This is a genomic window from Zhengella mangrovi, assembly GCF_002727065.1.
In the GTDB taxonomy this organism is placed as follows: domain Bacteria; phylum Pseudomonadota; class Alphaproteobacteria; order Rhizobiales; family Rhizobiaceae; genus Zhengella; species Zhengella mangrovi.
The window spans coordinates 1-23012 of sequence record NZ_PDVP01000023.1 but is presented as its reverse complement, the minus strand read 5'-3'; the positions used below and the strand labels follow the sequence as shown (position 1 = coordinate 23012).

The 23012-nt window shown below is 60.5% G+C and carries 17 protein-coding genes; 10 read left to right on the top strand and 7 right to left on the bottom strand.

The features are described from left to right. Positions 1-52: 52 nt before the first annotated feature. Genes CSC94_RS22575 through CSC94_RS22560 form a run of 4 tightly spaced genes read left to right on the top strand, consistent with a single transcriptional unit; the run spans position 53 to position 4798 of the window. Positions 53-1198, top strand: coding sequence for an ABC transporter substrate-binding protein (locus tag CSC94_RS22575; protein WP_205853393.1), 1146 nt, complete (start codon positions 53-55; stop codon positions 1196-1198). A 53-nt stretch (positions 1199-1251) separates the two neighbouring features. Continuing rightward, a complete protein-coding gene (locus tag CSC94_RS22570; protein ID WP_099308639.1) occupies positions 1252-2304 on the top strand; it encodes a branched-chain amino acid ABC transporter permease in 1053 nt (350 codons plus the stop codon). A gap of 53 nt (positions 2305-2357) precedes the next feature. Then, a complete protein-coding gene (locus CSC94_RS22565; RefSeq protein WP_245408464.1) occupies positions 2358-4085 on the top strand; it encodes a branched-chain amino acid ABC transporter ATP-binding protein/permease in 1728 nt (575 codons plus the stop codon). Next, the gene (locus tag CSC94_RS22560) at positions 4082-4798 is read left to right on the top strand and encodes an ABC transporter ATP-binding protein (RefSeq protein WP_099308637.1); all 717 of its coding nucleotides are present in this window, start codon (positions 4082-4084) and stop codon (positions 4796-4798) included. Before CSC94_RS22565 ends, CSC94_RS22560 begins: the two co-directional genes overlap by 4 nt. 247 nt (positions 4799-5045) lie before the next feature. Here the strand turns inward: CSC94_RS22560 and CSC94_RS22555 are convergent, their stop codons facing one another. Further along, positions 5046-5414: a hypothetical protein gene (locus tag CSC94_RS22555; RefSeq protein WP_099308636.1), complete on the bottom strand. Its 369-nt coding sequence runs from the start codon at positions 5412-5414 to the stop codon at positions 5046-5048. 219 nt (positions 5415-5633) lie between these two features. On the opposite strand from CSC94_RS22555, the gene CSC94_RS22550 reads away from it, so the two are divergent. From CSC94_RS22550 to CSC94_RS22535, 4 genes are all read left to right on the top strand, one after another. After that, on the top strand, positions 5634-6692 hold the full coding sequence (locus CSC94_RS22550; protein WP_099308652.1) for an ABC transporter substrate-binding protein: 1059 nt from the start codon (positions 5634-5636) through the stop codon (positions 6690-6692). A 79-nt stretch (positions 6693-6771) separates the two neighbouring features. Beyond that, positions 6772-7650, top strand: coding sequence for an ABC transporter permease (locus CSC94_RS22545; protein WP_099308635.1), 879 nt, complete (start codon positions 6772-6774; stop codon positions 7648-7650). Further along, positions 7647-8429: an ABC transporter permease gene (locus tag CSC94_RS22540; RefSeq protein ID WP_099308634.1), complete on the top strand. Its 783-nt coding sequence runs from the start codon at positions 7647-7649 to the stop codon at positions 8427-8429. Before CSC94_RS22545 ends, CSC94_RS22540 begins: the two co-directional genes overlap by 4 nt. Beyond that, entirely contained in the window at positions 8429-9487 is a 1059-nt protein-coding gene (locus tag CSC94_RS22535) for an ABC transporter ATP-binding protein (RefSeq protein ID WP_099308633.1), read from the top strand. The genes CSC94_RS22540 and CSC94_RS22535 overlap by 1 nt, the downstream gene beginning before the upstream one ends. 158 nt (positions 9488-9645) lie before the next feature. On the opposite strand, the gene CSC94_RS22530 is transcribed toward CSC94_RS22535, so the two are convergent. The 5 genes from CSC94_RS22530 to CSC94_RS22510 all read right to left on the bottom strand — a co-directional run bounded on the left by CSC94_RS22530 (position 9646) and on the right by CSC94_RS22510 (position 18168). Next, a complete protein-coding gene (locus CSC94_RS22530; RefSeq protein ID WP_099308632.1) occupies positions 9646-10947 on the bottom strand; it encodes a hypothetical protein in 1302 nt (433 codons plus the stop codon). A gap of 629 nt (positions 10948-11576) precedes the next feature. Then, positions 11577-14813: a hypothetical protein gene (locus CSC94_RS22525; protein ID WP_099308631.1), complete on the bottom strand. Its 3237-nt coding sequence runs from the start codon at positions 14811-14813 to the stop codon at positions 11577-11579. Positions 14814-14925: 112 nt separating this feature from the next. Further along, entirely contained in the window at positions 14926-16083 is a 1158-nt protein-coding gene (locus tag CSC94_RS22520; RefSeq protein WP_099308630.1) for an SEL1-like repeat protein, read from the bottom strand. 838 nt (positions 16084-16921) lie between these two features. Further along, complete coding sequence (locus CSC94_RS22515; RefSeq protein WP_133123013.1) at positions 16922-17812, bottom strand: ImmA/IrrE family metallo-endopeptidase; 891 nt, start codon at positions 17810-17812, stop codon at positions 16922-16924. Positions 17813-17835: 23 nt separating this feature from the next. Next, positions 17836-18168, bottom strand: coding sequence for a helix-turn-helix domain-containing protein (locus tag CSC94_RS22510; protein WP_245408463.1), 333 nt, complete (start codon positions 18166-18168; stop codon positions 17836-17838). 136 nt (positions 18169-18304) lie between these two features. Here CSC94_RS22510 and CSC94_RS22505 point away from each other — a divergent pair, with 136 nt between their 5' ends. Next, entirely contained in the window at positions 18305-19618 is a 1314-nt protein-coding gene (locus CSC94_RS22505; protein WP_099308627.1) for a site-specific DNA-methyltransferase, read from the top strand. After that, the gene (locus CSC94_RS22500) at positions 19615-20367 is read left to right on the top strand and encodes a DUF5681 domain-containing protein (protein WP_205853392.1); all 753 of its coding nucleotides are present in this window, start codon (positions 19615-19617) and stop codon (positions 20365-20367) included. Before CSC94_RS22505 ends, CSC94_RS22500 begins: the two co-directional genes overlap by 4 nt. 92 nt (positions 20368-20459) lie before the next feature. Here CSC94_RS22500 and CSC94_RS22495 read toward each other — a convergent pair. Further along, on the bottom strand, positions 20460-23012 hold a 2553-nt coding region (locus tag CSC94_RS22495; protein WP_114647878.1), incomplete at its 5' end, for an HYR domain-containing protein.

Below are 23012 nucleotides of genomic sequence, written 5' to 3'. Positions count from 1 at the left end.
GACAACCGAAGAAAGAGGGTGAACGACAATGGGAACCAGAAGTCTAAAGCACATGTTTGCCGCCGTTGCGGTCTCCGCCCTGGCACTGGCAGCGGCTCATGGCGCCGCGTCGGCCGGCGAAATCCGGGTCGGCCTCGTAACGCCGCTCTCCGGCCCGATCGCCTCCCAGGGCATTCCATTCTCCAAGGGCATGGCGGCCGGGCAGCACCTGATACCCGGGGTCAACGGCCATACGTTCAAGCTCATCCAGCTCGACGATGAATCCAACCCGTCGCTGTCAACCCGCAACGCCCGCAAGCTGATCGACGAGGACAAGGTCGACGTTCTCGTGGGCACCGGCGGTGTACCGGGCGCGATGGCCCTGGCATCGATCGCGAGCGAGTCAAAGCTTCCACTGGTGTCTTTCACACCGCTTTTCCTGTCGGGTGAAAAGGCAGCCTGGTCGGTTACCACCGCGCAACCTGCCTCACTGATGATCCAGGCCGTTGTCGATACAATGAAGGCGAACGGCGTCAAGACCGTCGGCTATATCGGCTTCTCCGACTCCTGGGGAGATCTTGCCTACAACACGCTCATGGACGAGGCCTCAAAGGCCGGCATCGAGGTGGTGACAAACGAACGCTACGCCCGGTCGGACACATCGGTCACAGGGCAGGCACTCAAGATCGTCGCCGCCAATCCCGATGCCGTCCTCGGCGGGACCGCGGGAACGCCGGGCGCCCTGCCCTACATCGCACTGGCCGACCGGGGGTACCAGGGTGCCATCTACGGGACGCACGGGATCATCAATCCCGATTTCATCCGCGTGGCGGGCGGAACCGCAGAGGGGTTGCTGGCGCCCACCGGCCCTGCCGTCGTCGCTGACCAGTTGCCGGACAGCCACCCCAGCAAGGCGGTGGCCGGCGAGTTCAAAGCCGCCTACCAGGAAGCCAATGGCGAGGAAGCGAAAGACGCCTTCTCGGCTTATGCCTTCGATGCCTGGAAGGTTATCGCGGATGCCGCATCGCGTGTCGATCCCTCCATCGAGCCCGGGACCCCGGCCTATCGCGAAGCCCTGCGCGATGCGATATTCCAGGTCAGCGACCTGCCTGTCACACACGGTGTCCTGACGTTCCGGCCGGGCAGCCCCTACGGTGCCGACGACCGCGCTGCCGTGATGGTCAAGCTGACGGGCGACCAATGGGTGCTGCAGAAATGAGGCGGCCAGAAAAGCTCTATGACCGCTGACACCTGACGAGAGGTCGGATCGCAATGTCGCTCGATATCGCACTCATTCTGTCGGTTGACGGACTGGCGGCCGCGGCCATCTACCTGCTTGCCGGGTTGGGTCTCGTTCTTGTCTTTTCCGTCACCCGGGTGATTTTCGTGCCGTTCGGGGACATTGCGGTCTTCTCTGCGCTGACGCTGGCCTTCCTCGAGGCCGGCCGTACACCTCCGACCATCGCCCTCGTCGCCATCCTGGCAGGCCTGACGACGGCAAAGGAGTGCTGGCAACTCATCCGCCAGCGCAACCTGTCACGTCTGCCACGGATCCTGCTGGCATGGGGCGCTTTGCCGCTCATTCCATGCATCCCGGCAGTCCTGGCCGCCGGCCGCGACCTTCCGCCTGCGGTTGCCGTCGCGATTTCCCTCGGGCTCGTCCTGCCCATCGTGCCGCTGCTTGCGCGCCTGGTCTACCAGCCCATTGCCGATGCCTCGGTGCTGGTCCTGCTCATTGCTTCGCTGGTGCTTCATTTCCTGCTTTCAGGCCTTGGCCTGCTGTTCTTCGGACCGGAAGGTTTCAGAACACAACCGCTGCTGCGTGGCGGCATCAACCTGGCTCCCGGCCTGTTCGTCTCGCTCCAGGTTGTTCTCATGATCGCGACAGCGCTCCTGCTGGCGCTTCTCTTTTTCCTTGCGTTCGAGAAGACCCTGACCGGCAAGGCCCTTCGCGCCACGGCGATCAACCGCACCGGCGCCCGGCTGGTCGGCATCAGGCCGAGCATGACCGCCACCCTCACCTTTGGCGCGACATCACTGCTGGCCGGCGTGGTCGGAATCCTGATCGCACCGGCAACCACCATGTACTACGATTCCGGTCTGATCATCGGCCTCAAGGCGTTTGTCGCTGCCATCATCGGCGGGCTTGGCAGCTATCCGCTGACGGCACTGGGTGCGGTCGCTGTCGGCCTGGTGGAGAGTTTTGCCTCCTTCTGGAACGGTGCGATGAAGGATGTCATCGTGTTTTCGCTCCTGATACCGGCCCTTCTCGTCCGGTCCCATTATTCATCGCATTCCGATGACGGCGCCGAGGAAGAGGTCTGACCATGGGCAGAGCGCGACGTCTCCCTCTCTGGATTCCGGCCCTGGCGGCAGCGATGGCTGCGCTTCCGTTCATGGCCGGCAGCTTCACCATTTCCCTCGTCAACGAGATCGGGATGGCAGCCCTGGTGGTGATGGGCCTGGTCCTGCTTTCCGGGATCGGCGGCGTCACGTCGTTCGGTCATGCCGCCTTCGTCGGCATCGCTGCCTACACGACCGCCTGGGTGAATACGGAACTCGGCCTGTCGCCCTGGATCGGCCTTGTCCTTGCCCTTGCCATGACCGCCGGCAGCGCCCTTGTGATCGGCGCGCTGACGCTTCGCCTCGGCGGTCACTACCTTCCGCTCAGCACCATCGCCTGGGGCCTGTCCGTTCCACTCCTGTTCGGCAACATGACCATGCTGGGCCGGCATTCCGGGATATCCGACATCGATCCGATTGCGCTCGGCGGTTTCGACCTGATGCGGCCGGAATTCGTCTTCTACCTCGTCTGGGTCCTCGTTGCCGTGACGGCACTGTTCTGCCACAACCTGCTCAATGCCCGCATGGGCCGGCTCATCAGGGCCGTGCGCGGCGGCAAGATCCTGCTCGCCAGCGTCGGGGCCGACATTTTCCGCGTGCGACTGGCCCTGTTCGTCTTCTCCGCGTTGACGGCCGCCGTCGCAGGCTGGCTTTACGCCCATGCCAACCGCTTCGTCAGCCCGGCGCCTTTCTCGCTTCACGCAAGCATCGACTACATGTTCATGATGGTCGTTGGAGGACTTGGTCAGCTCGCTGGCGCCCTTGCCGGGGCAACGATCGTGATCGCCATGAAAAGCGCATTGCAGGATGTTCTGCCGCTGGTCACGCAGCACGCCGCCCAGATCCAGTCGGTCGTGTTTGCCAGCCTGTTCATTCTGCTTCTGCACCATGCGCGCGGCGGGTTCATGGCACTGGCGGAGCGCTTCATGCAGGCAGGGCCGGCGCACGGCAAAGCCATCGAATTTCCCGTTGAGCCGCTGGCACGGCGCGCGATGCCGGAACGAGGAACCCTTCTCCTGTCGGTCGAGAACGCCGTCAAACGCTTCAAGGGCCTCGTTGCGGTCAATGACGTGAGTTTCGACGTGAAGGCCGGCGAGATCCTGGCCGTGATCGGCCCGAACGGTGCCGGGAAATCGACGATGTTCAACTTGCTGACAGGCGCCCTCGACCTTTCGTCCGGCCATGTCGAATTCATGGGGCGAGATGTCACGGCGATGGGCCAGCGCCAGATCGCGCTCATGGGCATGGCCCGCACCTTCCAGCACGTGAAGCTGCGCCCCCAGATGAACGTGCTCGAGAATGTCGCCCTTGGTGCCCATGCGCGCGGGAACTGCGGCTACCTGCGTGGCGGCCTGAACCTGGACGGCGACGAGGAACGGCAGATCATGGCGGAAGCGGCCTTGCAGATCAGCCGCATCGGCCTGGCCGGCCAGGAGCACGAGCTTGCCGGCAACATACCGCTTGGGACCCAGCGGCTGATCGAGATCGGCCGTGCGCTAGCCGCCGATCCGGTCCTCATGATCCTGGACGAACCGGCGGCGGGCCTGCGCAAGCCGGAAAAGCAGGCACTGGCCGAACTCCTGCTGAAGTTGCGCGAAAGCGGCGTCACGATCATGATCGTCGAGCACGACATGGACTTCATCATGAAGCTCGCCGACCGGCTTGTCGTCATGAACTTCGGCCACAAGCTCTTCGAGGGCAGACCGGAGGCCGCCCGCGCCGACCAGCATGTCCGCGCGGCCTATCTCGGGAATGCAGCATGACGGACATCTTCGCGCTGGAGGACATTCACGTCGCCTACGGCAAGGTTGAAGCCGTTCGCGGGGTCTCCCTGAGCATGCAGGCCGGCACAATCACATCGGTCATCGGCCCCAACGGCGCAGGCAAGACAACGCTTCTCGCCGCGGCCATCGGCCTGCTTCCTTCCACAGGCGCCGTCCGGTTCAAGGGTGAGGACATCGCGCATCTGGGCGTCGAGGACCGTGTGGAGCTCGGCCTCTGCCTTGTCCCGGAGACCCGCGAACTTTTCGGCGAGATGAGCGTGGTCGACAACCTCATGCTCGGAGCCTACGCAAGGCGGTCAGCACGCAGGCGCATGCCAGGCCTGCTCGACGACGTTTACGACCGGTTTCCCCGGCTTGCGGAACGCCGGGACCAGCAAGCCGACACGCTGTCGGGAGGCGAGCGCCAGATGCTGGCGGTTGGTCGGGCGCTGATGTCGGAACCGCAATTGTTGATGCTCGACGAGCCCAGCCTTGGCCTGGCGCCGTTGATCGTCATCGAAATCCTCGACATCGTCAAAAGCCTGCGGCACGAGGGGGTTTCCGTCCTTCTCGTCGAGCAGAATGCGCTGGCAGCGCTCGATTGTTCCGACCACGGTTACGTTCTGGAGTCCGGCGAACTGTCCTTTTCGGGTGCCTCAGCCGCCTTGAAAGCGGACCAACGGATCTTTGAAACCTATCTGGGCGGCCTTTGACCGTTTCTGTCCCAGACAGCATCTGCTTTCGGCAGGATCGTGCGTCGGATAGCCATGGGCGTAACGGCGGCGCACTGCCGTCACGTATCACATACTGTTGAAGGCCTGCTTTGAGTCCTGAGCGGACGGCCAAAGAAACCGCTACGGCTTGCGACGAACGTCCTCATAGTCGTTGCAGCCCCGAAGAATGTGGCCTCGTCTACGGCGATTTTCAGATCAGCCGAATGAGCGCATCGCGCTTATTGTGTCAGCAAGGCCGGCAAAAAACCGGTTTGCCGACTTCGGCGATCAGGGGTTGAACGAGGCGGTCCACAAGTTCGGTGTGCCGGAGATCAGGAAGTCCGACCAAGGCTCCCATTTTTACGTCCTTTGCCTGGACGGACCGGCCACGGCGGATGGGCGTCCGCATCTCGATGGACGGCGAGCCGATCGCCAACATGCCGATTCCGGTCATCGACAGACCCTCCGCCTGGTCCTCTAGAACTCCCGTGTCCTGCAAGATGCCGCCGGCGCGGGAATTCACCGCACCTATTCGGTCTGGCGCCGAGGTTGCTGCCGTCAACGCCATGATTTTCTTACATAGATCGAACTTGCGATTGCGCACGAGCAGCTTCACGGAATTGCGTTCATGGCTATTGCCTAACCTTGGTAAATGGGCTTCATTTTGACGAGGTGACAGCCTGCATGACCCGGACTGTCACGGCAGCTTCGCCAAACTGCAAAACCACCCGCTGCATGTTCTGTTCGAAGCAGCCCCAAAATGGGTCACAGGAGAGCTCCAATGAAAAGACTGACGAGGATTTCCGTGGCATTTGCCACTTCAGCCGCGTTCACCATGAATCTTGCAACAGCAGCATTCAGCCAGAGCATGGACGAACTGGTCGCTGCGGCGAAAGCCGAAGGAATGCTCACGACCATCGCACTGCCGCATGACTGGTGCGGTTACGGCGGTGTCATCGATGGTTTCAAGGCGAAGTATCCGGAAATCACCGTCAACGAACTCAACCCCGATGCCGGTTCGGCGGACGAACTCGAAGCGATTCGCGCCAACAAGGACAACAAGGGCCCCCAGGCGCCCGACGTCATCGACGTCGGTCTTTCTTTTGGTCCGCAGGCGCAGTCTGAAGGACTGATCCAGCCCTACAAGGTATCCACGTGGGATGAAATTCCTGACGCGGTCAAGGATGCCGACGGCTACTGGTATGGCGACTATTACGGTGTGATGTCGTTCATGGTGAACAAGGACCTTATTGCCAACACGCCTGCCGACTGGTCCGATCTGCTCAAGCCAGAATACAAGGGCTCTGTCGCGCTTGCCGGCGATCCGCGCGCATCGAACCAGGCCATCCTGGCCGTTCTGGCGGCAGGGATGTCGGCCGGCGCCAAAGCCGGCAAAGAAGCCGGCGAGGCTGGTCTTTCCATGTTCGCCGAGTTGAACAAGGCCGGCAATTTTGTTCCGGTCATCGGCAAGGCAGGCACTCTGGCACAAGGTGCAACCCCGATCGTCGTGATGTGGGACTACAATGCGCTTTCGGCGCGCGATACGCTGGCCGGCAACCCGCCCGTTGATGTCGTGGTCCCGAAATCGGGAGTCCTCGCCGGTGTCTACGTGCAGGCCATTTCCGCCTATGCTCCGCATCCCAACGCCGCAAAACTCTGGATGGAGTATCTCTATTCCGACGAAGGCCAGCTCGCCTGGCTGAAGGGCTATTGCCACCCGGCGCGTTTCAACGCCATGGCCAGTGCCGGCAAGATTCCCCAGGCACTGCTCGATGCCCTGCCGCCTGCCGCATCCTATGAGGCGGCCTACTTCCCGACGCTGGACGAGCAATCGGCCAACAAGGAAGCCGTCACGGGCGGCTGGGACTCCGTCGTGGGTGCCAACGTCCAGTAGCCGATTGCATCGAACTTGTTCCGCCCGGGTTACTCCCGGGCGGAATTTTCTCTCGGACCGCAGCAGCCCCAGACATCCCATGAAGATGACGACGCCAGCCAAAACGCAAGGTTTTCGACTTCCGCTGACGTGGCTGGGCGTCGCGCCTTTCCTTGTTTTCGTGACACTGTTTCTCTTGTTGCCGACCATGTACATCGTAGTCGGCGCGTTCCAGACGCCAGACGGCAAGTTCACCCTTGCCAATATCGCCGGGCTCAATACGGCATCAATTCTCGCGTCCTACTGGATATCCATCAAGATCAGCCTGGCCTCCGCCGCCATCGGCTGCCTGGCCGGTTTCCTGATCGCCGCCGCGGTCATTTTCGGCGGCCTTCCGAAAGCAATCAGAGGGCCGATGCTGACGTTCTCGGGCGTCGCGTCCAACTTTGCCGGCGTGCCGCTCGCCTTTGCCTTCCTTGCAACCATCGGGCCGGTCGGGCTTGTAACGGTCTTCCTGCGCACCGAGCTTGGTATCGACTTGCGAATGCTCGGTTTCAATCTGCTGAGCTTCTGGGGTCTCACGATCACCTACTTGTTTTTCCAGATCCCTCTGATGATCCTCATCATCACCCCGGCGCTCGACGGGCTGAAACGCGAATGGAGGGAAGCCGCCGAAATCCTCGGCGCCAGCGGATTCCAGTATTGGCGTCATGTGGCGCTGCCGATCCTGTTTCCTTCGATTCTCGGAACGCTGGCGCTTCTTTTCGCCAATGCTTTTGGCGCGGTCGCGACGGCAATCGCACTCACGGGTTCGTCGCTCAACATCGTGCCGATCCTGCTATTTGCGCAGATCAGGGGCGACGTGCTCGGCGATCCGCATTTGGGTTATGCGCTGGCCTTCGGCATGATTGTCGTCACGGGCATTGCCAATGGCATCTACATCACGCTGCGTGCCCGCGCCGAGAGGTGGCTGGAATGAAGCGTTTCTGGGCATGGGCGGCTTTCCTTGCGGGCCTGGCCTACATGGTCCTTCCTCTGATCGGAATGTCCGAATTCTCGCTGAAAATGCGCCGCGGCGTCTATTCACTGGACGCGTATGCCAGCGTTCTCAACGATCCGAAGTTCCAGGAGACATTTGCGTTCTCCGTGACGATGGCGATTTTCACCATCCTGTTCGGCGTTTTGCTGGTTGTCCCCACGGCCTACTGGGTGCGGCTTCGACTGCCCCGATTGCGGCCCTATGTCGAATTCATCACGTTGCTGCCCCTCGTCATCCCGGCGATCGTCGTGGTCTTCGGCTACATCCGGCTCTACAACACATCCAGTTGGCTCCCGATGACCGGCTCGACGCTCGGGACCAACATCCTGCTCATGTTCGGGTATTCGATGCTCTCCTTGCCCTACATGTATCGGGCCGTGGATACGGGCCTGAGAACCCTCGACGTGGCGACGCTGACCGAGGCAGCCCAATCGCTCGGCGCCGGATGGGGCACGATATTGGCAAGGGTCATCCTGCCCAACGTACTTGTCGCCGTTCTGTCGGGCGCCTTCCTGACATTTGCCATCGTCATCGGCGAATTCACCATGGCAGCGCTTCTCAACCGCCCTGCTTTCGGTCCCTACATGCAGTTGCTTGGCGCCAACCGTGCCTATGAACCGGCGGCGCTGGCGGTGATCGCCTTCGCCATAACCTGGGCATGCATGGGCCTGATCCAGCTCGTCACCCGCTTGTCGAAACATACCAGGGTACAGAACTGATGACGTTTCTCCGCATCGATCACTTGGAAAAGTCCTTCGGCGCAAACCGGGTCGTGAAGGATTTCAACCTTGATGTTGCCCAAGGCGAATTCATTTCGCTTCTCGGACCTTCCGGGTGCGGAAAAACAACCGTGTTGCGCATGGTGGCCGGTTTTGAAACGCCGACAAGCGGCGCCATACACATCGAAGGTGCCGACATTGTCGGCCAGCGACCGAACCAGCGGAATATCGGTATGGTTTTTCAGGCCTATGCCCTGTTTCCGAACATGACCGTCGCCCAAAATGTAGGGTTCGGCCTAAAGATCGCCGGAGCGGGCCGGGCCAAGACCGATGCCCGTGTCGAGGAAATGCTATCGACGATCGGGCTGGAGGGTTATGGCGGGCGCTATCCTTTCCAGCTGTCTGGCGGTCAGCAGCAGAGAGTGGCATTGGCACGCGCGCTCGCCGTTCGTCCGCGCGTGCTTCTCCTCGATGAGCCGCTTTCGGCGCTGGACGCGAAAATCCGCACCAGCCTCCGCGCCGAGATCCGTCAAATCCAGCAACGCCTCGGCATCACCACGATTTTCGTTACCCATGACCAGGAAGAAGCCCTGTCGATTTCCGACCGCGTGGTGGTGATGAATGGCGGCATAGCGGAACAGGTCGGCACGCCTTTCGATGTCTACAATCATCCCGCTACGGCTTTTGTCGCCTCCTTCGTCGGCACGCTGAGCATACTGGAAGGGACGGTGAAATCGAAGGCCGAAGGCTCGGTGCAGATCGCCGGGCAGACCTTGACCAGACTGCGGCTGCCCGATGATGCAGCGGGCGATGACAAGGTCAGCCTTTCTCTTCGACCGGAAAGCCTGCGCCTGGACCGGCGCAAGGGCGATCTGGATCTGGCCGGCAAGATCATCGCGGCGGACTTCCTCGGTTCGGTCATCCGCATTCAGTTCGAATACGGCGGATCCCGCGTTTCGCTCGACGTATTCAACGATCCGACCCGGCCTCCTCCGGCCGTCGGCGGATCGCTGACAGTCCATGTCGCGCCGGAAACCATTCTGGTCATGCGCCGCTGATCCGGCGGAGCCATTTGGCCATCGGCCGGACCAGATCGCAGGTGGATCAGGCCATGCTGGCGTGGAACAGCTTCGAGGTGTGCGCCCTTGTGTTCTTGATCGGGTTGCGGCCGTCACTCGGGCCCTTGAGGGCCAAATTGATCATCTCGTCGATGTAGTTACTTTACCGAAAGCGGCGCGCTTCCAACTACCGTTCGGCCGCCATTGTTTGGCAGCACGTAGCGGATCTGCCACTCACCCGGTTCGTCCGGCGCCTTGATCATTACATTGCCGGTCGACGGTATCGAAACGTAGCCACCTTCGTAATTGTCCGCCGAGGCGCCTGGTTTCGCGATGTAGATGTAGTCGCCGGAGAGTCGCGGCGCATCTGCACCCAGACCGATTTCGAAGTCCTGGCCCGCTGTCGCTTCCGCGGCCGTCAACGTGACGGCAGGTGCCTCTGAAATGCTGATCGGACGCCGGGCAATGACGTTATAGCCGCCTATCGACAGCACGTAGCGAACCTCGTAGTTCCCCGCCATGGCCGGCACCCTGACGGAGACCGGATTGACAGACGTGTATTCGGATTGGCCGTAGTAGACGGCATTGCCAGAGGCACCAACGGGGGCGACTGCAATGGAATTGCGGGTCCCGTCGGGACCCGAATAGGCGACCTGGATGGATTGACCACCAGTCGCCGTGTCGGGTGCATCGATCGATGCCGGCACAGGCTCCGTGACCGTGACGGTTCGGGCGACCAGCTTCACCTTGTCGGTGTCGTCGGCCAGTTTGACCTCATAGGTGCCCGGTTTGGCCGGCACGGTGATGGATGCCGGATTCCCGGCAGCAGTGTAAGCATATCCGTTCGAATAATAGTCAACGTCGCTGGCACCGACACCAATGAAACCCACCCAGTAGTTGTTCGCCTTCTCCGGCACCTTGAACGAAATGGACGCCTGAGAGCCAGCCGGGTATTCAGCCAGGGCCTCCAACGCAAATTCACTGTCCGTGGCTTTCTCCGGTTCGGCGTCCGCCGCTTCCAACACTTCCTTCGGTTCAGCCGCCGGAGCACAATTCTCGGTCAGCGCCTTGATGGCCTTCGACGATCCCTTGAGGGCGAACGTGGTCTCCAGCGTCTTGCCATCGACAGGAAGACTGAAGGTGACGCGCTTGCCCGATTTCAATACGTCGACAGCGGCTTCGGGTACCGTGATTTTTCCCGCCGTCGACGCAGTCGTCGCAAAGATCTTTCCGTCAATCAGCATGGCAATCGGGACATTGGTTTCACCACCGCCGACGGGTACATCCTGCAGCGTCAGAAAGAATGCGCCGCCCTGGCATACCATCGATGCTCCTGACACGGCTTCTCCGGCGACCGAAGGCGGGATCGTGACCGTTCCGTCGCTCTCGACGGACCAACTTTGGGCATGCGCAGCACAGGTCGTCGCAATCAATGCCATGGCGATGATCACAGGCTTCATTGGTTGTCCTCCATGAAATCGCGCTTCGCCCTGAAACCATTGAGGCAAGCCGACATTTCCAAATAACGCTGGGCCCCAATAGTGATCATAGCTGCGCCGGTGCAAATAGAGAATGAGGAATTACTGCCAGACTCGGCTTTGAGACTGCCCACTGCACATGATTTCCCACACCGTCCGGATCTTACCGGATCCGTGTTGTCCGGACGGATCCTTCCACCATCGCCCTGAACCATGGTTCACGCCGCCCCGCCGCTTGCAGAAAGCATGAACCAATCCGCCCGACGGTTCACTTGTCGTCATATCGCTCTCACCGACAATTCGCGGCGTTTGGCGCCGGCTTGCAAGTAGGGCCGGCACATGGGCACGGGGGAGCGGAACGGATCGTGGGGGATTGTCCGGACCGGAGCCTGCGGCAACAAGGTCTGCGGTGAGCTGTCCGGCGGCGGGGGGCGCAAGGTCGACCGAAGCCATCTTGGCACGCAGATCATCCGCAACATGGTTCGAAATGGACGCGACCATGATGGCGGCCATTGGCAATTGTCGCGACGGCCATATCCAATCACCTGGTCAACCAGGAACATGCGATTCCCATGTGGGACGCAGGTCAGGCAGACACGCCGTTCCCGATTTCAGTCCCTGAGCTTGGGGATGGCAATCGCATCAACGGCTTTTTTCTGCGCGTCTCTAAATCTCTGGTATTCCGATTCCGAAAGACATCGCCCCCACCATATATGTCCGGATTCACACTTTTGGTCCTTCGGCTTGCCTCCCCCTTGCGGCTGTCTTCCGCTCTTTGCAGCTGGTTTTCCCGGTCCGGCACACGCCCAGCTTCCGTCCCGGTTGCGGAAGGCTGTCCAGCCCTGTCCATGCACTTTCCGACAGGTATTGCTGGCTGCCGCATGAGTCGCGGCGACGCAATCAGCCCGGCCATCATCCCGGATGTTGACCGCCCTATAGCCGCTCCCGCCATTGGCCCGATTACAGGCAGCGTCTGCCACCGCCTGGCTGGGGCGGCAATCGAATGTGCCTCTCTCGGTAATATTGACGCCCGTATACGCCTGCCCTCCATGACGTTTGGCGCATTCGGCATTCGCGGTATGCTGGCTTGGGACGCAATAGGATTTTCCATCGCTTTGTGCCGTGACCGGTTGGTAGCCGGCCCGGCAGCGCTTTTCCTCAACACACCTCGTGCCGAGCGCGCCATCCCACCTGTATCCCTCATCACATTCGCAGGATTGGCGATTGTTGCCATCCTGCAGTCGTTTCGCATGAGCATGGCCGAACCTGTTCGCGCAGGTTCGATCGGACGCCAGCTCTGCCTCTGAGAGGCTGGAAGAAACAGTGCCGATACGTGCGATGGTGTTTTCGCAAAGTGCAAGGTCCAGAGCATCCTGCAACCTGTTCTTCGATTTGACCAGTTCCCCCTCTTTCATCAATTCCCCGGCCGTCTGGATCAGCTTGCGGGCTTCGATTTCCGTGTCGCGGGCATTGTTCCACAAGTTCGCCAGTTCCTGTCGTGCCGGACCGTGAGGGAGGTTCCTGATCAACGACCGGCTTTCCTTGAACAGACAGGCTGCGATCATTTCCCGGATTCGCGCCGTTTCAACGTCGTTGATCCGGCTCTCGAGCTTCGCGATCGCATTCACCAGTTTCGTACGTGTTGCTTCGCAGAAAGGTGGAATGGCCAACGCGGCGCGCAACTTTTCAGCTGCCTCCTTCACCTGCCCGCCCTTGTTCAGTCGAACGGCATCACGAATCAGATCACGGGCATTCTTCTCGTTCGTGAAGGCGTCTTGCCATTTCGCCGCCAGCGCATCCCGGTCTGGCGAGGGTGGCAAAGCGAGCACCCGATCACGCGCATCGCTCTTCATCTCGCAAGCGTCCAGGGCAGCTTGTCCCTGAGCAATCAGTTCGTCAGCGCGTTCGTCAATTCTGGTCCGAACCGCCCGGACTTTCGCACCGAGATCCGGGCAATCGGCAACATCCATATCGGTGAGAATGCCCTCGGCACCAGCGAGGTCGCCTTGGTCGATCCGGGCAACGGCAGCATCAAGTCCGGATGCCTTTGCCTCGCAGCCCCCCGTTGTGACGTCATCCCTGTCATCGTCGGCAGACTTCTCCCGATCTGTGACCTCTTCCTGGTCCTGCGGCTTCGCCTCCACCGCGCGCACGCAGTTCTCTGCTTCGATCACCGCTCGGTCGATCAGCACAAGAGCATCGTCGGCCCTGGGCTTGGCATCCTTGACAAGTTCCAGTTTTCGCAGGTCCTCTTCGATCCTCTCGCCGTACCGCGCCTTGAAATCAAGAAGAAGCCGGTCCCGCAACGCATGCAGATGCGACGTCATCAATCTGCATTGACCTGCAAACGTCAGCGCCTTCATCCGGCATTGCTGGCCATATTGTGCCATGTCCCGCATGGCGCCTGCGCGGGCATCAAATTCCTTGTAACGCTCCCTGTACACATCGGCGTGTTCGTAACCAGCGGCTTCGGCTTGCTCGAGATGCTGAAGAGCAAAGGCGGTTCTGCTCCCGACCTCTGACGCCTTGCCGTGCTCCTCCATCCGCTTGAGCGCATCCAACAGCAAGTCGCTGGTCTGCAAACAACTCCTCTCCCGGTCATTGATCTCCTTGAGGCTATGTTCGGATATCGCCTCGTTTGCCGTATCCCGATCAGCGGTTCTCCCGCTTGTGCTCCCGGCTTGCCCAAGGCCGGCCATGAGTTGCTGCACCTGTTGATGCATTTTCCGCGCCTGGCCGGCAGCCTCTTTCGTTGCCGTAGCCTCTGCCTTGAGCGGCAGAAGCTGCGGCGTCTTCTTTCGTGCCTCGCCACAGATCTTCTGCGAGCCGGTGGACACGGTCCGTGACAGCGCATCGATTTTCGCGATGAGCGATGCCAGTTCGTTCAGTTTCGCCTGCTCTGCTTCAGACCGGCCGGCAGGCAGATGGCCGGCCGGTAGACCAGCCGTTTCCATCTGCTTGATCCTGGCGGCGAAATCTTCAGCATTGCCAGCGCTCTCGCAAGCATTCCTGAGAGCCGCGGATTCACGTTCCTGATCGTTGATCAGACGTTCCAGCGCAGCGAATGCTGCCCTCAAGTCCGTTGGATCGTAGGAGATGTCGGGCGTTTTCTCTGCTTGTGATCCCGGCTCGCCATCTGCGGATGTCGCCGTCTCGTCAGGCGATGCCTGCCTTGTGTTCCTTTTTTCCGCTCTCGACCGGTCATAGGCCTCCCGTTCGGAGGCTGTCATCTGATTGACCAGGGCCTGACGTTCCTTATCAAGTTCTGCGACACGCCGTCTCACGATTCCCTGGATCACGCGTGAGCGTTCTGCTTCCACGATATAGAGGGCGCGTTGGTTGGCGATTTCGGTAATCAACCTCATGTCATCTGTTGACAGTTCATTTGACTCGTCCAAGCCCAACTGGAGTTTGCGCTGGGCTACGAGGGTATCGATCTCCTTTCTTCGCTCGACAGCGACACGAAACAAGCCGGTCTTGAGATTGAAACGCCCCAACATGGTGTTGTCGCTCTCCGCCCGGTTGACGAGATCCTGGTAGATCTTCGGCTTGTTGATGCCCGGACCCACGACCCCGACCCCTTGAATGGCCTTGGCTTCGAGGCTGCTCCAGTCGAGGGTGTTGTCCTTGAGTCCCTTGCGGCGGGATTCCTCCACCTTGGCCCGTAGATCAGCCTCAACCTTGCGATCGTTAGCGATTTCAGCCTCAAGGTCCGCGATGTCTTCTTCGGCCTGAGCGACCTGAGTGGAAATGTCGCTTGCCAGTCCCGGTCTGTCGGCCATCCAGACTGTGGCCAGCAAGACCGCCGCGAAGAAGACCGCATGTTTGAGACGACGAAATTGGGTCATTCCTGTTTCCTGCGCCAGATCGATCAGGCTAGCTTCTTGTCTCTTGGGCCAAATTGAGAGATCGAGAGTGATGTGGTCGATTGAACGGACCTCGACACCAATCCCTTCGTGATCATTCCAGTGTCTCCAGCGCTTCGAGTTCGCTGAGAGCGTTGTCCGGCTGAAACCGGTCCTGTCCGGCTTCCGGTTTTCTCGAAACCTCCGCCGGTTTCGGCGCATCTGGCTGCCGGTCGATCCGCCTTGGCAGGCCTCTCGCCACCAGCGCCTGAATCGCGCTAGTCGTTGCGGGCCCGAACACGCCATCTATCTTTCCGAAGTAGACACCATCGGCTTGCAGAAGCCGCTGCAACTCCTGCCGGAACGGCTTGCTCCAGATGTCGGCACGCTCCGTCATCTGCTGGACAGTGAACTGATTTCCCCGCCGCAGAGCATCCATGATGTAGCGTGCTGCCCTTGGAGGATCCGCCGGCACGCCTTGGCTGGCCTGGTAAACCCAGCCCAGCGCGTGAATGGCATCGATATCCTGGCTCTTGTCGACAGCCATCCGAAGCAAACGGAGTGCTTCCTTGTCGTCTCTCTCCACCCCGCGCCCCGCGGCATATCGGTTGCCCAGAAGGAACATCGCGTGCGGCTCGTCGGCAGCTATGGCCTCATGATACCAGCGCACTGCGTCTGCATCGCTCTTTGCGATACCTGTCCCGTTCGCATACATGACACCGAGATCAGTCATCGCCATGGGATAGCCAGCGAACGCGGCTCTCCGATAGGCCGTTACCGCATCGGCCTCCTGCTGCCCGGCATGCATTGCCCTGCCAAGCTGATAGTCGAAGCGCGGTGTGCCGGGATGAGCGCTGACTGCTTCCCTGCACGCCGCCATGGCCTTGTCGGCCAGTATTTGTTCAAGCCAGACCCCTTCGGCAACCCTGAGCAGATCCAAGGGATGTGCGGCCAGCCGGTCGCATTCCGTCACCGCCGGATTGTTCTTCCCGCGGTGTCCGCCCATCGGGGTATCGGCGGCAGCATCTGTCGTTCGCGGCGACTGGCCATCTCCATATGCAGCCGAGCCGGCCTTGAGCTTTTCTATGCGTATGCGTGCAAGAGCAGCGAAACTGCCATTCGGATAGGCCTCCAGATAAGCTTCGAGTTCGGTTGCATCTTTTGTGCTTTCCACGCTTTGCCAGAAAGCGATTTCGGCAGAGTTCGACTGTGGCAGGGAAGGGGTCGCGAACGTCACCAACGCGAGTAGAATCCATGCTGCACGCCGAACCATTTCCAACTTCCTTCTGCCAGTTGCATTCCGGCTCTTTTCGCACGGGACCAAGCGTTGAGTGGCCACAGTCAAAGTATTGTCGCGGAATGGGCCTGAGCACCGCACCTTGTCCGCGATGAAAGCGAAAGACGCAGACTCGAACTGATCATCGATTGTTTTCCTGCGCAGTCGTTGACAGACATCAATGCCGGCATTGCAAGATCATTCACTGAAGTATCAGGAGGTCGCTGTTGCCTGAATTTCCTTGGGTGCAGGAATGGAAACCGCGAAAATAGCTATATTTCGGACAATTTTTCTTCTTTTTCTTGCAGTTGTATCGACCGCAGCAACGAATACAGTTTCAATTGCGCAAGGGCCAACTATCAGCGAAAAACATATCTCATATGATGGGATACAAGCGCTGGATTGGCTCGCAGGCCATGGGTACGCGACAAAGTATGGATTTTCATACGACGCGCAGCCACAATTATACACGTTTCTGAATTCGCCGAATTCCTGCGGAAATCGAGGGCCAGGCGGACCTCTGGGGATATACACCTTTTGGGATCGAAGCCCGGGCAATCCGCTTCCATTGAATACTGCCAAATCAATGGAGATCGCATCAGGAGATTGGCTGTGTGCGCAGTCTCAAGCGAACCGGTCTCGACCCGTTGGTCCGCATTTACAGGGAATTTACAGGGAAATTCGCCCCGGAACTGACGCCGAGCGCAGTCTCGGCGCACATATCCCGCAATGATTACAGGCGATTAGAAGCAATTTCCCTGTTCTGGAGAACAGGGAATTCCATTCGGTCAAGCAGGGAACTGTCGGCAAATTAACAGGACAAAGCAGCGGACGATCAGGACCGGCCGCTAAATCGGTCAAATCGTTCAACGCTATCTTCCACGCCGTTGTCATCATCGGGGTGGTCCGGCACGGTGACAAGTGTCATCGCATATCCGTTCTGCTGGTGCAGCGTTTGAATGGTCAGGTCCCGCTCCTGCCCGTAGCGAAGCCAGCCGACGGAAGACATGTCTTCGATGTCGCTCAGGCCGCTATCGCCATTCGCTGGCGGCAGATCACGAAGGGGATCGCCGACCCCGATATCCAGCGAGCCTATCCCGCCGGACCGCACAAAGTATCGCAGCTTGCCGTCCTTGGAGAACAGCATCGCGTTCGGGAGCTCGAGCAGCTCGCTGTACCGCCGGGCCACGCTCTCGCGGCTGCAATGCAGGTTTCTTGCTGCGCCGAGTACCTGACCGAGATCCGGATTGTCGTCGATGTAGCGTGCCAGCCGGTAGTCAGGCAGCAGGAGGCAGGCGGCGAACCGGTTGGCTTCCCGCTCCTGGCGATCGTGACGCGACAGGTCCTTTCGAGCGCTGTCATCGCCAGACCGAAGATCGGCTTTGCTGCAGGTGAACCCGTCCGGACCGGTCGGGGCATGCCACACATTCAGGAAGTGACCGAGTTCATGGCCGATGGTGAACCGCTGGCGTGGCTGCGACGCAGATGCGGAAACCAGGATCGATCCGATCCCCCTTTCGGCCGTCGTGACCAGGGCCCCTTCGACATTCGACAGGCTCTCGATGCGAATATCGATGATGTCGAGCGCGGTCGCGATCGCCTCGACCGGCACCGGACCCGTCGTCAGACCTTGCGAACGCAGCTGCCGGTGGATGGCTGCAGCCAACCGGTCCGGGTTGGCACCGCCGGCGTCTTCGACCTCCATGCGGTCCAGGTCAAGTTGCACCCCTTTCACCCCTGCCCGCTCAATCAGGTCATGCCAGCCTGGCGATGCGCCAGCAGTGACTTCAGCATGTCATCAAGGATCTTGCGCTCCCGGTCGTCGAGGCCCTGGGCCTGGCGGAACATTCGCTGCAGTTCGACATCGGCATCCTCGGCATCCCGGTCCTCTCCGACCAGGAACGCGACCGAGACGCCAAAATGGTCTGCCAATCGCATGACCAGCGCCATCGCCGGATTGTCGGTCTTTCCCTTCTCCAGTTCCCAGATATGGGCCTTCGACACGCCGACCGCGTCAGCGACCTGTTGCAGCGACTCGCCCTTCTTCATGCGCAATTCGGTCATGCGTCGCCCCAGTGCCATTGGTCTCTCCCCTTTGCTGGCCGCCGATTTGTGCGGCTTCGTTCGCTCTGTCTGACGGTTTCATAGCACGAGGCTTGCCATGGGCAAGCGTTTTCTGTATCTGACGACTTTGTCCGCGGAAAGGAGATTCGCCCCAATGGCCAACCTTCAGATCGACTACCATCCCATCGGCGCCCTGCGTCCCTACCCGAAGAACGCACGCACCCATTCGCGCAAACAGCTGCGGCAGATCGCCGACAGCATCGAAACCTTCGGGTTCACCAATCCGGTGCTGATCGATGACGACAACATGATCCTGGCCGGCCATGGCCGGGTGGAAGCCGCCAGACTGCTTCGAATGACCGAAGTGCCCTGTGTCCGCCTGTCATCGATGACGAAGGCTCAGAAGCGGGCCTACGTGATTGCCGACAACAAGCTGGCGCTGAATGCCGGATGGGACGACGACCTGCTGGCAGAGGAACTGCAGGCCCTGCTGGATGACGACGAGCTCGGGTTCGACGTCGAACTCACGGGCTTTTCCATTGCCGAGATCGACAACCTGATGGAAACGGTCGCGCCGGAAGAGCCGGGCGATCCGAGCGAGGACCTGGTGCCGGCGCTCGAAGATGGCCCCACGCGTTGCCAGCAGGGCGACGTCTGGCAGCTGGGCCCGCACCGGCTGGTCTGCGGCAATGCGCTCGATGCCGACGTTGTCGCTCTCCTGATGGATGGCGAAACGGCAACGATGGTGTTCTCCGACCCGCCCTACAACGTTCCGATCGACGGACATGTTGGCGGCTTGGGGAAGGTCAAACACCGCGAGTTCGCGTTCGCTTCCGGCGAGATGTCGTCTGGCCAGTTCACCGACTTCCTTCGTACTGCCTTTGCCAACATGGCAGCCCATTCCCGTGACGGTTCCATCCACTTCCTGTGCATCGACTGGCGCCACATGGGCGAGATGCTGCAGGCCGGAAACAGCGTCTACGCGGAACTGAAAAACCTGATCACCTGGGTCAAGGACAACGGTGGCATGGGGACCTTCTATCGCTCGCGCCACGAACTGATCTTTGCCTGGAAGCACGGCACCGGGCCGCACATCAATACATTCGAACTCGGCCAGCATGGTCGTTACCGGACCAATGTCTGGCAGTACAAGGGCGTCAATACGCTGAAGGCCGGGCGCATGGATGAACTGGCCATGCATCCGACGGTCAAACCCGTGCAGATGATTGCCGATGCGATCCGCGACGTCTCGGCCAGGGGCGACATCGTCCTCGACCTGTTCGGCGGTTCTGGCTCCACGCTGATTGCTGCCCACAAGACCGGCCGGCGAGGCTACCTTGTAGAACTCGATCCGGCCTACTGTGACATCATCATTCGTCGCTGGGAGGTTTATGCCAAGGACGATGCTGTACAACGCGCCTGTGGTGTCGGCGGCGCGCCGATCATCTCTGCGGAGGCTGCAGAATGACCAGGCGCGACGAGAAGGCCAGGAAGGCGCTGGCGCGGCGTCCACCGGAAAACGACTACGAGATCGGCTATGCCAAGCCGCCCGTCGAGAGCCAGTTCAAGAAAGGAAAGTCCGGCAATCCCAAGGGGCGCCCAAAGGGCAGTCGTAACAAGGCCCCTGCCCTCAACGAAGAGCGCCTGAGATCGATCATCCTGGAAGAGGCCTATCGCAACATCAAGATCAACGAGGGATCGAAACAGGTAGCCATTCCCATGGCCAAGGCGGTTGTGCGATCACTTGCCCACAATGCCGTCAAGGGCAACACGCGGGCACAGCGCCTGTTCTCCGAAATGCTCGCGTCAACCGAAGCCGCCAACAAACGCCTGCACGATGAATGGCTGGAGACGGCGATCACCTACAAGATCGAATGGCAGGACGAGCTGGAGCGGCGTCGGCAGCTTGGCATCAGCGCTCCGGATCCCGTCCCCCATCCCGACGACATTGTCGTCGACATGCGTGCGGGAACCGTCCGCATCATCGGACCGATGACCGCCGAGGAAAAGGCCGACTTCGACTGGTGGCGGGACCGCAAGGCCGAATGGGAAGCAGAACTGCCCCGCCTGCGTGCCGACCTGGAAACCGAAACCGATCCGCGGATCCGGCAGTTCATCCAGGACGAGATCACCCACGGTGAAAACCTGATCGCCGAACTGCGCGTCGTGTTTCCGGATCCGGACCGCAGGCGGACGAAAACCAGCAAAAATGAATAGGTAGCGACGCTGTTCATGGCTACTGGCGTGCCCGAATAGTCAATGTCTACCGAGGTTTTTCCTGAGCACGGCGTGTATGAGCCCCTTCTGGATCAGAATTTCTTCTTCAGTGAAAGTGTAAGACCCCAGGCCTCGAAGTCCTTTTCACCAATCCCGTCATAGAATGCAGAGAGATTGGTGGAAAAACCTGCATCATCGGCCAGTCCAAAGCCGACTTCTGCGCGGCCTCGAATACCTTCTTCCGCCAGGCCCGGCTGTGCTGTGAAACCTGTCGCCGTATTCGTCTGGTCGAACGTCCAAATGCCCTTGAAATTGAGGTACGGGCTGAAGACCATATCGTTCTCGAGCACTTTCTTGGTCGAAATGGTTGGACCGAATTCGAAGGTCCCGGTCGAAACAGTAAACGATGGGATGGTGACGTTCAGTTTGTCGACATAGGATTCAGTTTGTTCGCTGAACCAGGACAGGCGCGCCTCAGGTTTGATGTTGAAGGCGCCGACGTCGAAATCGCCAATCAGCGCACCGGTGACCAACCAACGGGTGGCATCGAAGGAGTCACGATAGGTGCCGAAGGGCGACACATCGTTCCACGACCGTCCCCATGCTGCACGCGCATCGAGATAGAGATGGTCCTGCAAGCGAACAGTCAGGTACGGCCCGACCATGAAACCGTAGCCAGAGATGTCGCCGCCACCGACCTGGTCCATGCGGGTCCAATCCAACTGTGCGCCAAGGCCGATCAGAAGATTGGACGTAAACAGGTAGTCTGCACCGAGATGGGCGATGACAAAATCGCCACTGCCACCGGCCGCGTTGAAACGCGAATAGGTGCCCTCAGCCCAAATATCAAAGCGGTGGGCCATGGGATCGAAGTCATCGGAAGACGATTCAGAGGCCTGTTCTGGGATGGTCTCAATGCTATCGGGGTCGGGTGCATAGGCCAGAGGCTCGGTGGCATTGTTTTTTGGTGTGGCGTTTATGGCCTCCAGCTCTGGGCTCCCGACGTACCCCGGCTCGCCCTTTTGACGTCCATTCCTGAAGGGCGCATTCATTGCACTGGCCAGTGCCTCAACAGGATTGCCAACAATTTGTGGTGCGCCACCCTTCGCGTTGGAACGTCTCAGGCTGTAGGAAAATGAAGCCTCGTTCTTGTCCACCATCATGGAGAACGGCAAATTGGGGCTCTTGAAGCCCATGCCGAATGCTGTGGCACCACCCGGATTTGTATATTGCCCGGTCAGTCTCTCCAGGCGCCTGGTAAGTTGGGGCTGGTTCTGCAGGATCATCTGACCGCGAGCCTCGATGAAACTGCCGATCATGCCAGCGGTTGTTCCAAGCGCATCCAGGGCAGAAATCGTGCAAGTGACGGCTCCACCGGAGACAAGGTGGATTTCCCCGGTCTTTGTTGCCGGATCGATCGTGCTCGTTCCCGTGCACGACGCATCTGCAACCCCGAATCCGGATGGCACGGCAAACGTGACTGGATAGCTGCCAGGCCGGATATAGATCGCGTTCGACCGACCGCTTCCGCCGGAAACATCGACACTGAAGTTCAATGCCGGTTCTTGCGAGGCGAAGGTGAACATGCCGCCAGCAGGAGATGCGATCTCGAAGGTGACCGAGCCGGGTGGAGTTTGGGTCACCGTGACCGTGAAGCTCCTGGTCACTTCGTTCCCGGCACCATCTGTCGCCTTGTAGCTTACGTTCGTCACGCCCAGTGGAAACCGTGAACCGGAGGCTGGGCCGGCCGTTTGAACAACCGCCACACTTGGAACATTGTCACTGGCCGTCGGTGCAGTCCAGCTCACAACGGCATCGCTATTGGGATAGTCAATCTCGACTGCAATATTGGCGGGGAACGTAACGAATACTGGAGCTTCGCCATCGGTGACGGTGACCTTGAACGAGCCGGTGGCGGTGTTCCCGGCCGCATCGGTCGCGGTGTAGGTCACCGTCGTCTCGCCAATCGGGAAGGCATCGCCGGGGTTGTGCGTCGAGGTGAGCGTAACGCCCGGGGCATTGTCGCTCGCCGTCGGCTCTGTCCAGGTCACCACGGCTGTCGCCAGCCCCGCGTCGGTCGGCTGGGTGATGTCGGTCGGCAGTCCGGACAGCACCGGGTTCTCGCCATCGGTGACGGTCACGGTGAAGCTGCCGGTGGCGGTATTCCCGGCCGCGTCGGTGGCAGTATAGGTCACCGTCGTTTCGCCAATCGGGAAGGCATCGCCGGGAGTGTGCGTCGAGGTCAGGGTGACACCGGGGGCATTGTCGTTCGCCGTCGGCTCTGTCCAGGTCACGACGGCTGTCGCCAGTCCGGCATCGGTCGGCTGGGTGATGTCGGTCGGCAGTCCGGACAGCACCGGGTTCTCGCCGTCGGTGACCGTGACCTTGAAGCTGCCTGTGGCGGTGTTCCCGGCCGCGTCGGTCGCGGTATAGGTGACCGTCGTCTCGCCGAGCGGGAAGGCATCGCCGGGAGTGTGCGTCGAGGTCAGGGTGACACCGGGGGCATTGTCGCTCGCCGTCGGCTCTGTCCAGGTCACGACGGCTGTCGCCAGTCCGGCATCGGTCGGCTGGGTGATGTCGCTCGGCAGTCCGGACAGGACCGGGTTCTCGCCATCGGTGACGGTCACGGTGAAGCTGCCGGTGGC

What these genes read in the sequence shown, in the direction of transcription:
- CSC94_RS22565 (WP_245408464.1), top strand. Translation starts at nt 2,358, where the DNA reads ATGGCTGCGCTTCCGTTCATGGCCGGCAGCTTCACCATTTCCCTCGTC.
- CSC94_RS22505 (WP_099308627.1), top strand. Translation starts at nt 18,305, where the DNA reads ATGGCCAACCTTCAGATCGACTACCATCCCATCGGCGCCCTGCGTCCC.
- CSC94_RS22535 (WP_099308633.1), top strand. Translation starts at nt 8,429, where the DNA reads ATGACGTTTCTCCGCATCGATCACTTGGAAAAGTCCTTCGGCGCAAAC.
- CSC94_RS22545 (WP_099308635.1), top strand. Translation starts at nt 6,772, where the DNA reads ATGAAGATGACGACGCCAGCCAAAACGCAAGGTTTTCGACTTCCGCTG.
- CSC94_RS22500 (WP_205853392.1), top strand. Translation starts at nt 19,615, where the DNA reads ATGACCAGGCGCGACGAGAAGGCCAGGAAGGCGCTGGCGCGGCGTCCA.
- CSC94_RS22510 (WP_245408463.1), bottom strand. Translation starts at nt 18,168, where the DNA reads ATGGCACTGGGGCGACGCATGACCGAATTGCGCATGAAGAAGGGCGAG.
- CSC94_RS22530 (WP_099308632.1), bottom strand. Translation starts at nt 10,947, where the DNA reads ATGAAGCCTGTGATCATCGCCATGGCATTGATTGCGACGACCTGTGCT.
- CSC94_RS22575 (WP_205853393.1), top strand. Translation starts at nt 53, where the DNA reads ATGTTTGCCGCCGTTGCGGTCTCCGCCCTGGCACTGGCAGCGGCTCAT.
- CSC94_RS22525 (WP_099308631.1), bottom strand. Translation starts at nt 14,813, where the DNA reads ATGACCCAATTTCGTCGTCTCAAACATGCGGTCTTCTTCGCGGCGGTC.
- CSC94_RS22560 (WP_099308637.1), top strand. Translation starts at nt 4,082, where the DNA reads ATGACGGACATCTTCGCGCTGGAGGACATTCACGTCGCCTACGGCAAG.
- CSC94_RS22540 (WP_099308634.1), top strand. Translation starts at nt 7,647, where the DNA reads ATGAAGCGTTTCTGGGCATGGGCGGCTTTCCTTGCGGGCCTGGCCTAC.
- CSC94_RS22520 (WP_099308630.1), bottom strand. Translation starts at nt 16,083, where the DNA reads ATGGTTCGGCGTGCAGCATGGATTCTACTCGCGTTGGTGACGTTCGCG.
- CSC94_RS22570 (WP_099308639.1), top strand. Translation starts at nt 1,252, where the DNA reads ATGTCGCTCGATATCGCACTCATTCTGTCGGTTGACGGACTGGCGGCC.
- CSC94_RS22550 (WP_099308652.1), top strand. Translation starts at nt 5,634, where the DNA reads ATGAATCTTGCAACAGCAGCATTCAGCCAGAGCATGGACGAACTGGTC.